Annotated in this window: 12 protein-coding genes; 3 read left to right on the forward strand and 9 right to left on the reverse strand. The window is 54.5% G+C overall.

Features of this window, described 5'->3' with window-relative positions; translation table 11 throughout:
* Positions 1 to 94: 94 nt before the first annotated feature.
* From ubiU to LH86_RS02675, 3 genes are all read left to right on the forward strand, one after another.
* Positions 95 to 1,090 carry a ubiquinone anaerobic biosynthesis protein UbiU gene (gene ubiU, locus LH86_RS02665; protein WP_039298137.1) on the forward strand — a complete coding sequence of 332 codons (996 nt, stop codon included), beginning with the start codon at positions 95 to 97 and terminating at the stop codon, positions 1,088 to 1,090.
* 8 nt (positions 1,091 to 1,098) lie between these two features.
* Positions 1,099 to 1,977, forward strand: coding sequence for a U32 family peptidase (locus tag LH86_RS02670; RefSeq protein WP_156107003.1), 879 nt, complete (start codon positions 1,099 to 1,101; stop codon positions 1,975 to 1,977).
* A gap of 143 nt (positions 1,978 to 2,120) precedes the next feature.
* A complete protein-coding gene (locus LH86_RS02675; protein ID WP_039298141.1) occupies positions 2,121 to 3,128 on the forward strand; it encodes a luciferase-like monooxygenase in 1,008 nt (335 codons plus the stop codon).
* A gap of 41 nt (positions 3,129 to 3,169) precedes the next feature.
* On the opposite strand, the gene mtr is transcribed toward LH86_RS02675, so the two are convergent.
* The 9 genes from mtr to infB form a co-directional block, all read right to left on the reverse strand.
* Positions 3,170 to 4,414: a tryptophan permease gene (gene mtr, locus LH86_RS02680; RefSeq protein WP_039298144.1), complete on the reverse strand. Its 1,245-nt coding sequence runs from the start codon at positions 4,412 to 4,414 to the stop codon at positions 3,170 to 3,172.
* Between the two features lie 153 nt (positions 4,415 to 4,567).
* Complete coding sequence (locus LH86_RS02685) at positions 4,568 to 6,493, reverse strand: DEAD/DEAH family ATP-dependent RNA helicase (protein WP_039298146.1); 1,926 nt, start codon at positions 6,491 to 6,493, stop codon at positions 4,568 to 4,570.
* Positions 6,486 to 6,563 (reverse strand): protein YrbN, encoded by a 78-nt coding sequence (yrbN, locus tag LH86_RS22530; protein WP_099458804.1) that lies wholly within the window; start codon positions 6,561 to 6,563, stop codon positions 6,486 to 6,488. The genes LH86_RS02685 and yrbN overlap by 8 nt, the downstream gene beginning before the upstream one ends.
* Positions 6,564 to 6,673: 110 nt before the next feature.
* Positions 6,674 to 7,558 carry a lipoprotein NlpI gene (nlpI, locus tag LH86_RS02690; RefSeq protein ID WP_008454770.1) on the reverse strand — a complete coding sequence of 295 codons (885 nt, stop codon included), beginning with the start codon at positions 7,556 to 7,558 and terminating at the stop codon, positions 6,674 to 6,676.
* 117 nt (positions 7,559 to 7,675) lie between these two features.
* Positions 7,676 to 9,805 carry a polyribonucleotide nucleotidyltransferase gene (pnp, locus tag LH86_RS02695; protein WP_039298148.1) on the reverse strand — a complete coding sequence of 710 codons (2,130 nt, stop codon included), beginning with the start codon at positions 9,803 to 9,805 and terminating at the stop codon, positions 7,676 to 7,678.
* Positions 9,806 to 10,052: 247 nt separating this feature from the next.
* Positions 10,053 to 10,322, reverse strand: a complete 270-nt coding sequence (rpsO, locus tag LH86_RS02700; protein WP_008454776.1) for a 30S ribosomal protein S15 — start codon at positions 10,320 to 10,322, stop codon at positions 10,053 to 10,055.
* Positions 10,323 to 10,476: 154 nt separating this feature from the next.
* A complete protein-coding gene (gene truB, locus LH86_RS02705) occupies positions 10,477 to 11,421 on the reverse strand; it encodes a tRNA pseudouridine(55) synthase TruB (protein ID WP_039298150.1) in 945 nt (314 codons plus the stop codon).
* On the reverse strand, positions 11,421 to 11,822 hold the full coding sequence (gene rbfA, locus LH86_RS02710; RefSeq protein WP_008454782.1) for a 30S ribosome-binding factor RbfA: 402 nt from the start codon (positions 11,820 to 11,822) through the stop codon (positions 11,421 to 11,423). Before rbfA ends, truB begins: the two co-directional genes overlap by 1 nt.
* Before the next feature lie 65 nt (positions 11,823 to 11,887).
* Entirely contained in the window at positions 11,888 to 14,575 is a 2,688-nt protein-coding gene (infB, locus tag LH86_RS02715; RefSeq protein ID WP_039298152.1) for a translation initiation factor IF-2, read from the reverse strand.
* Positions 14,576 to 14,595: the final 20 nt, after the last annotated feature.

The following is a 14,595-nucleotide window of genomic DNA, read 5'->3' on the forward strand; positions in this document are numbered from 1 at the left end:
AGGTTAACTAAAATCCCGGTTCGTTAACAATTTTGCTGCCCGTCCCTGTGCAGCGCGGGCATATATTCATGCCCCCTATGATTCAGGATAAAATATGGAGTTGCTTTGCCCAGCCGGAAACCTTCCGGCGTTGAAAGCGGCCATCGATAACGGTGCAGATGCGGTGTACATCGGCCTGAAAGATGATACCAATGCGCGTCATTTTGCCGGTCTTAATTTCACCGAGAAAAAGCTGCAAGAAGCCGTCAGCTACGTGCATCTTCGCGGCCGTAAGCTGCATATTGCCATCAATACTTTTGCCCACCCGGACGGTTACTCCCGCTGGCAGCGGGCGGTTGATATGGCCGCCCAGTTGGGTGCCGATGCGCTGATCCTGGCGGATTTAGCCATGCTGGAATATGCCGCTGAACGCTATCCACACATCGAGCGCCATGTATCGGTGCAGGCTTCGGCCACCAATGAAGAAGCGATCCGGTTCTATCATCGCCACTTCGATGTTGCCCGCGTGGTGCTACCGCGCGTGCTTTCCATTCATCAGGTTAAACAGCTCGCTCGCGTCACGCCAGTGCCACTGGAAGTTTTCGCTTTTGGCAGCCTGTGCATTATGGCGGAAGGGCGTTGCTATCTTTCGTCTTACCTTACCGGCGAGTCGCCCAATACCGTGGGGGCCTGCTCTCCGGCCCGCTTTGTACGCTGGCAGCAGACGTCCCAGGGGCTGGAATCCCGCCTCAACGATGTGCTGATTGACCGCTATCAAGACGGTGAAAATGCGGGCTATCCCACCCTCTGCAAAGGGCGTTATCTGGTTGACGACAGGCCTTATCACGCGCTGGAAGAACCCACCAGCCTTAACACGCTCGAACTGCTGCCGGAGTTGCTCAACGCCAATATTGCGTCGGTGAAAATCGAGGGCCGCCAGCGCAGTCCGGCTTATGTTACTCAGGTGGCAAAAGTCTGGCGCCAGGCCATCGATCGCTGCATGGCCGATCCTAAAGGCTACCAGGCCCAGCCCGCCTGGATGGAGGCCCTGGGTTCTATGGCCGAAGGCACGCAAACAACGCTCGGTGCCTATCACCGCAAATGGCAGTAGGGGAAAGCATGAAATATTCATTAGGGCCGGTGCTTTACTATTGGCCGAAAGAGACGCTGGAAAAGTTTTATCAGGCCGCGGCGAAAAGCCGGGCCGATGTTATTTACCTCGGCGAAGCGGTATGCAGCAAGCGCCGGGCAACCAAAGTCGGCGACTGGCTGGATATGGCGAAAATGCTCGCAGGCCAGGGCAAGCAGGTGGTGCTTTCCACGCTCGCGCTGGTGCAGGCTCCGTCCGAATTGGGTGAACTGAAGCGCTATGTAGAAAACGGCGACTTTCTGATTGAAGCCAATGATATCGGCAGCGTGAATATGGCCGCCGAGCGCAAACTGCCGTTTGTCGCCGGACATGCGCTCAACTGCTATAACGCCGTGACGCTGCGCCTGCTATTAAAACAAGGCATGATGCGCTGGTGTATGCCGGTCGAGCTTTCCCGCGACTGGTTAGCCAATATGCTCAACCAGTGCGATGAGCTCGGTATTCGTGACAAATTCGAAGTGGAAGTCCTGAGCTATGGCCATCTGCCGCTGGCTTATTCCGCCCGCTGCTTTACCGCCCGCTCAGAAGACCGCGCCAAGGACGAATGCGAAACTTGCTGCATTAAATACCCCAATGGCCGGGATATGCGCTCTCAGGAGCAGCAACAGGTCTTTGTGCTGAACGGCATTCAGACCATGAGCGGCTATGTCTATAACCTCGGCAATGAGCTGACGTCGATGAAAGGGCTGGTGGATATCGTTCGCCTGTCGCCTATGGGCTTAGGGACGCTGGATATTTTGAATGCCTTTCGTGCCAACGAAAACGGCGGGGCGCCGCTGCCGCTGGCTAACCGCAGCGACTGTAACGGCTACTGGCGACGCGTCGCCGGGCTGGAGCTTCGGGCCTGATAATAGCTCACTTTGTTAACAAATTTGGTCATCGTTTAATGCACTATTAAGAGTGCAGCTTTTCTGGCCGGCGCGGTATTCCTGCGCCAGGCTGGAAGAAGACCTTCAATCTGATGACTACGCTGTAACAAAAGTGAGCGGTTATGACTGACAAAAATGTTGCTTTCTCGGTGCTGGATTTAGCACCGATCCCTCAAGGCTCCTCGGCGCAGGAGGCTTTTTCCCACTCTCTGGATCTCGCCCGGCTGGCTGAAAAGCGCGGCTACCACCGCTATTGGTTGGCGGAACACCACAATATGGTTGGTATTGCCAGCGCGGCCACGTCGGTACTGATTGGCTATCTGGCCGCGAATACTACCACGCTGCATTTAGGTTCCGGCGGCGTGATGCTGCCAAACCATTCCCCGCTGGTGATTGCCGAGCAGTTCGGTACCCTGAATGCGCTCTATCCTGGGCGAATCGATCTCGGGCTTGGCCGTGCGCCGGGCAGCGATCAGCCGACGATGAGAGCACTGCGACGCCATATGAGCGGCGACGTGGATAACTTCCCCCGGGATGTTGCTGACCTGGTGGACTGGTTTGACGCCCGCGATCCGAACCCGCATGTGCGCCCCGTGCCGGGTTATGGTGAAAAGGTGCCGGTCTGGCTGTTAGGCTCCAGCCTGTATGGCGCTCAACTGGCGGCACAGCTGGGCTTGCCGTTTGCTTTTGCTTCGCACTTTGCGCCAGACATGCTGTTCCGGGCGCTGCAACTCTATCGCGAGAATTTCAAACCGTCCGAGCGGCTGGCAAAACCTTATGCGATGGTGTGCATCAATATCGTGGCGGCAGACAGCACCCGCGATGCCGAATTCCTGTTTACTTCCATGCAGCAGGCGTTTGTTCGCCTCCGTCGCGGCGAAACCGGCCAGCTTCCACCGCCGGTGGAGAATATGCATCAGCTTTGGTCTGCCTCTGAGCAATATGGGGTTCAGCAGGCGCTGAGCATGTCTCTGGTAGGGGATAAAGCGAAGGTGCGTCACGGCCTGGAGTCGGTTCTGCGCGAAACTGAAGCGGATGAAATAATGGTTAACGGCCAGATTTTCGATCATCAGGCGCGCTTACGTTCGTTCGATTTGGCAATGCAGGTGAAAGAAGAGCTTTTAGGCTAGCGTCGTGTGGGGCCCTCCCGGCTCGGAGGGCCCGTTAGTCTTTATTTATAAACCGGCAGGACGTCGAAGGTAGACAGGATGTGTACCAGCGCATTGCCCACGCCAAAGATCAGAATCAGGGCGATCATAGGCTTGCCACCCCAGACGCGGAATTTCGGGCTGCCGAAACGTTTACGTGATTTTCTCGCCAGCAGCGCAGGGACAATGGCCGCCCAGATAGTCGCCGCCAGTCCCGCATAGCCAATCGCATACAGGAAGCCGTTCGGCCACAGCAGGCCACCGACAATCGGCGGGGCGAAAGTCAGCAGCGCCGTTTTCAAACGCCCCATTGCGGAATCGTCAAACCCAAACAGATCCGCCAGGTAATCGAACAACCCCAGCGTGACGCCGAGGAATGAACTCGCCACCGCAAAGTTCGAGAACACCACCAGTAACAGATCCAGGCTTCGGCTGTTGAGCACGCCGCTCAGCGCCTGCACCAGCACGTCAATGTTTCCGCCCTTCTCCGCGATACCAATAAACTCAGGGCGTGGAATATTCCCCATCGTGCCCAGCAGCCAGATGGTATACAGCCCCAGCGCCATCAGCGTGCCGTAAACCAGGCAGCGAATAATGGTGCGAGGATCTTTGCCGTAATACTTCATCAGGCTTGGCACGTTACCGTGATAGCCAAAAGAGGCCAGGCAAAACGGCAGCGTCATTAATAAATAGGGCGTGTAGGAGGTATTGCTCTCCGCCACGTTAAATAGCGTTGCTGGCGTGACGTGCCCAAGCAGGCTGCCGAAGGTCAGGAAGAAAGTAATGACTTTTGCGCCGAGCACAATCGCCGTCATGCGGCTAACCGCTTTGGTACTCAGCCAGACTATAAACGCCACCACCAGCGCAAAGACTAGCCCCGCCAGGCGAGCCGGCACGTCCAGCGACATCTCCGAAAACGTATGGTGCAGGATGGAGCCACTGGCCGAAATATAGGCGTAAGTCAGGATATAAAGCACAAACGCAATCGACAGGCCGTTGATCGCATTCCAGCCGCGCCCCAGCAAGTCTTTAGTGATGGTGTCGAAGCTGGAACCGATGCGGTAGTTCAGGTTCGCCTCCAGGATCATCAGCCCGGAATGCAGCATACAGAACCAGGTAAAGACCAGCGCGGCCAGCGACCAGAAGAACCAGGCCCCCGACATCACCACCGGGAGCGAAAACATCCCTGCACCAATGATTGTTCCACCGATGATCATCACCCCGCCAATTAACGAAGGCTTTGTGCCGGGGGCGGTTAACGTTGTCATATCGAATCCCTGAAAAACTGAGCATGACGAAATTGTCTTATGCGGCTCATTGTACCAGTACATGAGTACAAAGGGGATAAAAAAAACCCCGATTGCAATAACCGGGGCTTTTATCACTGCCGTTTAAAAATAAGACGGCAGATTATAGGTCAATTATGCATCACCGAAGCGACGACGTGCGGTTGCAGCTCCGTCTTCGCGACGCGGGCCACGGCCACCTTCACGGCGTTCACCGCTGAAGCTACGACCAGCACCTGCACCAGCGCCTTCGCGACGTGGACCACGACCGCCTTCACGACGCTCGCCGCCGAAACCACGGCCACCGTCACGACCGCCACGGCGTTCGCCGCTGCGCTCTGGACGAGGCTGCGCGTCACCCAGCAGCTGCATATTCATCGGCTTGTTCAGAATACGAGTGCGGGTAAAGTGCTGCAGAACTTCACCCGGCATGCCTTTCGGCAGCTCGATGGTGGAGTGAGTCCCGAACAGTTTGATGTTACCGATGTAACGGCTGCTGATGTCGCCTTCGTTAGCGATAGCGCCAACGATGTGACGCACTTCAACGCCATCGTCACGGCCAACTTCGATGCGATACAGTTCCATATCGCCAGCATCGCGACGTTCACGACGTGGACGATCTTCACCACCGCGCTCTGGACGGTCGCCACGTGGGCCACGGTCATTACGGTCGCCGCGACGTTCGAAGCGATCGTCACGCTCTTTGAATTCGCGACGTGGGCGCATCGGTGCATCTGGTGGCAGGATCAGAGGACGTTCACCCTGAGCCATTTTCAGCAGTGCTGCAGCCAGCGTTTCGATGTCCAGCTCTTCTTCAGCGGAAGGCTGAATTTTTGCCAGCAGGCCACGGTACAGATCCAGATCGCTGCTTTCCAGCTGCTGCTGAACTTTAGCGGCGAATTTAGCCAGACGACGCTCGCCCAGCAGATCTGCGTTTGGCAGCTCTACTTCAGGGATCGTCAGCTTCATGGTGCGTTCGATGTTGCGCAGCAGACGACGCTCGCGGTTCTCAACGAACAGCAGCGCACGGCCTGCACGACCAGCACGACCGGTACGGCCGATACGGTGAACGTAAGATTCAGAGTCCATCGGGATGTCGTAGTTAACAACCAGACTGATACGCTCCACGTCCAGGCCACGGGCCGCAACGTCGGTGGCGATCAGGATGTCCAGACGACCATCTTTCAGGCGCTCCAGGGTCTGTTCACGCAGCGCCTGGTTCATGTCCCCGTTCAGCGCGGCACTGTTATAACCGCTGCGCTCCAGCGCTTCAGCCACTTCCAGGGTCGCGTTTTTGGTACGAACGAAGATAATCGCCGCATCAAAGTCTTCTGCTTCCAGGAAACGAACCAGCGCTTCGTTTTTACGCATGCCATAAACAGACCAGAAGCTCTGGCTGATGTCCGGGCGAGTAGTCACGCTGGACTGAATACGCACTTCCTGAGGATCTTTCATGAAGCGACGGGTAATGCGACGAATCGCTTCCGGCATGGTGGCAGAGAACAGCGCGGTCTGATGTTCAGCCGGGATCTGCGCCATGATGGTTTCAACGTCTTCGATGAAGCCCATACGCAGCATTTCATCCGCTTCATCCAGGACCAGACCTTTCAGGCCGGACAGGTTCAGGGTACCGCGTTTCAGGTGGTCAAGCAGACGCCCTGGAGTACCAACAACAATCTGTGGACCCTGACGCAGAGCGCGCAGCTGCACGTCATAACGCTGGCCGCCGTAAAGGGCCACAACGTTCACGCCGTGCATGTGTTTAGAGAAATCCGTCATGGCTTCAGCAACCTGAACCGCCAGTTCGCGGGTCGGGGCCAGCACCAGGATTTGTGGTGCTTTCAGCTCAGGATCGAGGTTGTTCAGCAGCGGCAGAGAGAACGCTGCAGTTTTACCGCTACCGGTCTGGGCCATACCCAGAACGTCGCGGCCATTCAGCAGATGTGGAATACATTCTGCCTGAATTGGTGATGGCTTTTCGTAGCCCAGATCGTTCAGGGCCTGAATGATGGAGGCGTGCAGCCCCAGATCAGAAAAAGTGGTTTCGATGATATCAGTCATGTAGTACATGTGCCTCGTTGATGGCGGCCAGTCTACGTAACTCATCGTGAAATTGATCTGCAATTTTCATTGAAAAGTGTGAACCGGCTCAAATTTGATTGATTAACGAACAAAAACGCCCTCACCCGTGAAGGTGATGACTTTAGTTAAAAAGTTTATGGGACGATCGTTGTTCGTCAGCTATTGCTGGTCCGATTCTGCCAGGTCGTCTTGCTCCTGGCCCAAGAGCGCTAATTCCAACAATGCATAACGATGCTCAACGTAGTTGTGTACGTTGTTAGCAACCGCTAACTTGAACAGTGCCTTGGCGCTGTCCTTATCCCCCAGACTTAGGTAGTACTTACCTAAATAGAAGTTGGTTTCACTGAGATGCTCAGCGAGCGAGGTGTTATCCGTTGCGTCCGCCTTGAGGCGTTCCATTAGCTCTTTTTCGCTAATGTTGCCCAGGTAGAACTCGACAATATTCCATCCCCATTGCTCTCTATCCGATTTCTCGAGACGCTGTTGTAGCGCCACTTTGGCCTGTTTTTCGTCCAAATTGCGTTCAGCAATATAGAGCCACAGGCTACGGAAAGGATCGTTGGGATCGTCTTGATAAAACGCCAGCAGATCATCTTGCGCTAAACGATAACGACCACCGTAATAGAGGGCGATACCGCGATTTAAGTGCGCGTAGTTGTAAGTTGGATCAAGCTCAAGTACAGAATCAAACGCTTCATAGGCAGCATCAAAATTGCCTGCCTGCGTTAAATAAATGCCTAAGTAATTGAATACTTCAGGCATATCGGGACGGATGGCCAGCGCTTGTGAAAAATCATTCCGCGCCAGAGCCCTCAGACCGAGGCTATCATACAACACTCCGCGCTCATATAAAAGCTGTGCGCGTTCGTCATCGGTTAAAGCCCGACTGGCAAGTATTTGTTCCATGCGTGCCAGAATCACTTCCTGCTGCAGCGTAGGCTGCAATGGCACCGCTAATACTTCGTTCTTACGCCAGGCAGAGTTGCTGCATCCGGCCAGCGTGATAGCTGTCGCAACGAAACACCAGCGCAAAAAAGGCTTCATTTCCTACTCCCGAAGACAACAAATGGATGAACGTCCTGTCCCCCGGCTGCAAACGAGACATCCTGTCCCGTAACAAACAGCTCTCCATGTCACCATGGAGAGCTTAATTGGCAAACCTTACTCAGCTTCTGGCGCGGCTGGTGCTGCACCTTCTGCCGGAGACTGCTCGGTTGCTTCTTTAATGCTTAAACGGACGCGGCCCTGACGGTCAACTTCCAGTACTTTCACCGGAACTTCCTGACCCATCTGCAGATAGTCAGTCACTTTCTCTACGCGCTTGTCAGCGATTTGAGAGATGTGAACCAGACCTTCTTTACCGCCGCCGATAGCAACAAACGCACCGAAATCAACGATACGAGTGACTTTACCGTTGTAGATACGGCCCACTTCGATTTCAGCGGTGATCTCTTCGATACGACGGATAGCGTGTTTCGCTTTATCACCGTCGGTCGCTGCGATTTTAACTGTACCGTCATCTTCGATTTCGATGGTGGTGCCGGTTTCTTCGGTCAGCGCACGAATCACAGCTCCGCCCTTACCGATCACGTCTTTGATCTTGTCTGGGTTGATTTTGATGGTGTGAATACGTGGTGCGAACTCAGAGATATCGCCACGAGGTGCGTCGATAGCCTGTTCCATCACGCCCAGAATGTGCAGACGCGCACCCTTAGCCTGGTTCAGAGCCACCTGCATGATTTCGCGGGTGATACCTTCGATTTTGATATCCATCTGCAGCGCAGAGATACCTTCACGGCTACCGGCTACTTTGAAGTCCATGTCGCCCAGGTGATCTTCGTCACCCAGAATGTCGGACAGAACCACGAAGTTGTCGCCTTCTTTCACCAGGCCCATTGCGATACCCGCAACGGCGGCTTTGATTGGCACACCAGCGTCCATCAGTGCCAGAGAAGCACCACACACGGAGGCCATGGAAGAAGAACCGTTAGATTCGGTGATTTCAGAAACCACACGAACGGTGTACGGGAATTTATCCGCTTCTGGCATAACGGCCAGCACGCCACGCTTCGCCAGACGGCCGTGACCAATTTCACGACGCTTAGGCGAACCAACCATCCCGGTCTCGCCTACGGAGTACGGAGGGAAGTTGTAGTGGAACAGGAAGCTGTCAGTGCGCTCACCCATCAGCTCGTCCAGCGTCTGTGCGTCACGTGCAGTACCCAGCGTTGCGGTGACCAGCGCCTGAGTTTCACCACGGGTGAACAGTGCAGAACCGTGAGTACGCGGCAGAACGCCAGTGCGAACGTCCAGACCACGAATCATGTCTTTTTCGCGGCCATCGATGCGCAGCTCGCCTGCCAGGATACGGCTACGAACAACGTTTTTCTCGATAGCGTGCAGAATGTCAGACAGTTCGCCAGCGTCCAGAGATTCGTCTTCTGCGGTCAGCGTCGCGATAACGTCAGCTTTGATGACGTCAACCTGTGCATAACGCTCTTGCTTCTCAGTAATGCGGTAAGCATCGCTCAGACGGGATTCAGCCAGTGCAGCAACGCGTGCATTCAGCGCTTCGTTTACCGCTTCAGGCTGCCAGTCCCAACGTGGTTTACCTGCTTCGGCAACCAGCGCGTTGATTTCTTTGATAACAACCTGCTGCTGATCGTGACCGAAGACAACGGCACCCAGCATCTGGTCTTCGCTCAGCAGTTCAGCTTCGGATTCAACCATCAGCACTGCGCTTTCGGTACCGGCAACAACCAGATCCAGCTTGCTGGTTTTCAGCTCTTCAGCGGTCGGGTTCAGCACGTACTGGTCATTGATGTAACCAACACGAGCGGCACCGATTGGACCGTTAAACGGAATACCGGACAGGCTCAGTGCAGCAGAAGCACCGATCATGGCAACGATATCAGGGTGAACCTGTGGGTTTACGGAAACAACGGTAGCGATAACCTGCACTTCGTTGACGAAACCTTCAGGGAACAGCGGGCGAACCGGGCGGTCAATCAGACGCGCAATCAGGGTTTCACCTTCGCTTGGACGGCCTTCACGACGGAAGAAGCTACCTGGGATACGACCAGCAGCGTAGGTACGCTCCTGATAGTTAACGGTCAGCGGGAAGAAGTCCTGCCCTGGTTTGGCTTTTTTCTGGCCAACAACGGTAACGAATACCGCGGTGTCATCCATGCTTACCATTACTGCAGCGGTAGCCTGGCGAGCCATCATGCCGGTTTCAAGCGTGACCGTATGCTGGCCATACTGGAATTTACGAACGATCGGATTCAGCAAAATAAGATCCTTTAAAATGACGGGCAGCACGTGGCTTCACGCGCCGCCGTTGGTACCCGACCTTCATCGCATCCTCGCGACTAATGACAATCCTAACCCGCTTTGACGGGTAAAGCCTCTCATTAGCCGCGCGAACCTCTGCAATAAAGATCACACTCAGCAACAATACATTAGTTTCCATAGAATTGCTGCCGTCTGGTTGAAAAAAGGGGCCCTTACAGGCCCCTTTTTCTGAAACTCGCAAGAACTAGCGACGCAGACCCAGGCGCTCGATCAGGCCAGTGTAACGTGCTACATCTTTACGTTTCAGGTAGTCGAGCAGTTTACGACGCTGAGAAACCATACGCAGCAGACCACGACGGCTGTGGTGATCTTTTTTGTGCTCTGCAAAGTGACCCTGCAGGTGGTTAATCTGAGCAGTCAGCAGTGCAACCTGAACTTCGGTAGAACCGCTGTCGTTAGTACCACGACCAAACTCGGAAACGATTTTAGCTTTAGCTTCAACGCTTAGAGACATTTTCAACTCCAACATTATAGATAAATAAACAGGGTGCCGATCTCTAATTCAGCAACCCCAGTGCACGCCTGAACCGTTTGTTAAACAATCGGCCAGCCGTTAAGCCGCGCTATTTTACCTGTAGCGCCCTTTTACCGCAAGGTAGCGGCAAAAGTCAGACGGGATATTCGACGACCAGACGACGCGGAGCAACCCGGCCCTCGCCATCTATTTCACCCATACCGATGAATTTCTTCTCTTCGCCTTCGGTGACTCGCACCAACCCTTCGGCCTGAACGCCTGCCACCCGAACTGGATTACCGTTTTTAAAGTAGACGGCAACTTCAGGCAGCAAATTCACCAGCGGAAAATCTGAAGCCGGGCTATCCATCGGCATCAGTAGCGGATCCAACAGGTCAGCAGGTTCACGCTCCTGCCGATGTGCCTGTTCGACCAGATCATTGAGCTGCTCCAGGGTGACCATGCGCTCAATCGGATATTTACTTACCGCCAGACGACGCAGGAAAATAACATGTGCTCCGCAGCCAAGTTTTTCACCGAGATCGTCAACGATCGTACGAATGTACGTCCCCTTAGAGCAATGGACTTCCAGCTCCAGTTCATCCCCTTCATGGCGAATAAACAACAGCTCATACACCGTAATTGGGCGAGCTTCGCGTTCAACTTCAATACCCGCACGCGCATATTCGTACAGGGGCTTACCCTGATGTTTAAGCGCAGAGTACATCGATGGAACCTGCTCGGTATCCCCGCGGAAGCTCTCCAATGCGGCAGCAAGCTGCTCGGCGCTAAAGCTAATTGGGCGCTCCTGGACCACAATGCCATCGGCATCTGACGTGTCAGTCCGCTGCCCAAGTTTGGCAATCACGCGATAACGTTTGTCGGAGTCCAGCAGGTACTGGGAGAACTTCGTCGCTTCACCAAGACAAATCGGCAGCATACCGGTCGCCAGAGGATCCAGCGCCCCGGTATGACCCGCGCGGTTCGCGTTATAAAGACGTTTTACTTTTTGCAGTGCGTCGTTGGACGAAAGCCCCTGAGGCTTATCGAGCAACAGTACGCCATGAATATCACGACCGCGACGACGAGGACGACTCATCAATCCTCCTTGCTGTCGTCCGTATTCACGCGACGTTCGTCATCATGACGGATGACATTGGAAACCAGGTTAGACATGCGCATCCCTTCAACCAGCGAGTTATCGTAGAAGAAGGTCAGCTCAGGCACGATGCGCAGGCGCATTGCCTTACCTACCAGGGTACGGATATAGCCCGACGCGTCCTGCAGAACTTTGATGCCTTCTTTGATGGCATCTTCGTCTTTGTCGTTCAGGAAGGTCACAAATACTTTGGCATACGCCAGGTCACGGGAGACTTCGACCCCAGAAACAGTGGTCATCATGCCCAGACGCGGGTCTTTAATTTCGCGCTGCAGGATAATGGCAATTTCTTTCTGCAATTCCTGAGAAACGCGCTGCGGGCGACCAAATTCTTTCGCCATAATAATTTCTCCAGACAAAACGGGGGGCACACGGCCCCCCTAAGATAGTTGATGCGGTACGGCTATCAGGAGATGGTACGCTTGATCTCGATAATTTCGAAGACTTCGATCATATCGCCCACGCGCACGTCGTTGTAGTTCTTAACGCCGATACCACATTCCATACCGTTACGGACTTCGCTTGCGTCATCTTTGAAGCGGCGCAGGGATTCCAGCTCACCTTCATAGATAACCACGTTGTCGCGCAGTACGCGGATTGGGTTGTGACGTTTCACCACACCTTCGGTAACCATACAGCCAGCAATCGCGCCAAACTTCGGTGATTTGAAGACATCACGAACTTCAGCCAGGCCGATGATCTGCTGTTTCAGCTCTGGAGACAGCATACCGCTCATCGCCGCTTTCACTTCGTCGATCAGGTTATAGATGACGGAGTAGTAACGCAGATCCAGGCTTTCCGCTTCAATTACGCGGCGTGCAGATGCATCAGCACGAACGTTGAAGCCAACCAGGATGGCGTTGGATGCTGCTGCCAGCGTTGCGTCAGTTTCGGTGATCCCACCCACGCCGGAGCCGATGATTTTAACTTTAACTTCATCGGTAGACAGTTTCAGCAGGGAGTCGCTGATCGCTTCCACAGAACCCTGAACGTCGGCTTTCAGCACGATGTTCACTTCGGACACTTCGCCTTCAGTCATGTTGGCGAACATGTTTTCCAGTTTGGATTTCTGTTGACGAGCCAGTTTCACTTCACGGAATTTACCCTGACGATACAGAGCAACTTCACGGGCTTTCTTCTCGTCACGAACAACGGTAACTTCGTCACCCGCGGCAGGCACGCCGGACAGGCCGAGGATCTCAACTGGAATAGAAGGACCCGCTTCGGTCACTTCACGGCCCATTTCGTCACGCATCGCACGCACGCGGCCATATTCGAAGCCACACAGAACGATATCGCCTTTGTTCAGGGTACCTTCACGTACCAGAACGGTAGCAACCGGACCACGACCTTTATCCAGGAAGGATTCAATGACCACGCCGCTTGCCATACCTTTACGGACAGCTTTTAGCTCCAGAACTTCGGCCTGCAGCAGGATGGCATCCAGCAGGTCGTCGATACCGGTACCGGCTTTCGCAGAAACGTGGATGAACTGGCTTTCGCCGCCCCACTCTTCCGGCATGATGCCATACTGGGACAGTTCATTTTTAACGCGATCTGGATCGGCTTCTGGCTTATCGATTTTGTTCACCGCGACAACTACCGGTACCTGCGCCGCTTTTGCGTGCTGGATAGCTTCGATAGTCTGTGGCATCACGCCATCGTCAGCGGCAACAACCAGAACAACGATATCCGTTGCCTGAGCACCACGAGCACGCATAGAGGTAAACGCTGCGTGACCTGGGGTATCCAGGAAGGTGACCATGCCGTTGTCAGTTTCTACGTGGTAAGCACCGATGTGCTGGGTAATACCACCCGCTTCGCCGGAGGCAACTTTAGTAGAACGAATGTAGTCCAGCAGAGACGTTTTACCGTGGTCAACGTGACCCATGATGGTCACAACCGGTGCACGGGTTTCTGCCGCAGCGCCAGTGTCACGGTCGCTCATTACCGCTTCTTCCAGCTCGTTCTCACGACGCAGGATAACTTTGTGGCCCATCTCCTCAGCTACCAGCTGAGCGGTTTCTTGATCGATAACCTGGTTGATGGTCGCCATTGCGCCCAGCTTCATCATCGCTTTGATGACCTGAGAGCCTTTAACCGCCATTTTGTTAGCCAGTTCAGCAACGCTGATGGTTTCGCCAATCACAACGTCACGGTTAACGGCCTGTGCTGGCTTGGTAAAGCCCTGCTGCAGGCTGCTTGGCTTACGCTTACCTTTGCCACCGCGAACGGCTGCACGAGCTTCTTCACGGTCAGCCTTAGACTCGCCGTGCTTACCGCCAGCTTTTTTCTGACGCGGAGCTTTAGCTGCAGTACGACCACGACCACGACCGCCTTCAACTTCACGATCGTTTTCGTCTTCTGCCTGACGAGCGTGCTGGGAAGTGGTGACGTGATAGTCAGACTTATCGTCTTCCACCTTCTCCTGCTCTTCCCAAACGCCAGCATTAGCTTCAGCCATTTTACGGGCTTCTTCCGCCACACGGCGGGCGTCTTCTTCAAGTTTGCGACGGGCTTCTTCTTCAGCTTTACGCTTCAGCTCAGCAGCTTCCGCTTCACGGCGAGCCTTCTCGGCGTGGGCGGCTTTCGTCATTTCATCAGTTTGTTGATTGCTCACTTTGTCTTTTTCCGCAGCTTCACGTTTCGCTTTATCAGCGGCTTCGCGCTTAGCTTGTTCTTCAGCTTCACGCTTAGCTTTTTCTTGTGCCGCACGTTTGGCAGCTTCCTCTGCCTCACGCTGGGCTTGCTCTTCCGCTTCACGCTGCGCCTGTTCTTCCGCTGCAAGGCGTTCTGTCTCTTGCGGATCACGTTTCACAAAGGTGCGCTTCTTGCGGACTTCGATTTGTACCGATTTACTTTTCCCACCGGTACCTGGAATGTTTAAAGTACTGCGCGTTTTGCGCTGTAAAGTCAACTTGTCTGGGCCTGAACCATGTTCGTGGTTAAGGTGGGCCAGCAGCGTTTGTTTCTCTTGCGCCGAAACGGAGTCATCAGCAGACTTCGGGATCCCTGCATCAGCAAATTGCTGTACCAGGCGGTCCACGGAGGTCTGAATCTCTGCGGCCAGCGCTTTTACGGTTACATCTGTCATGCTGTTCCTTCCTGCTACAG

Source organism: Cedecea neteri (genome assembly GCF_000758325.1).
In the GTDB taxonomy this organism is placed as follows: Bacteria; Pseudomonadota; Gammaproteobacteria; order Enterobacterales; family Enterobacteriaceae; genus Cedecea; species Cedecea neteri_B.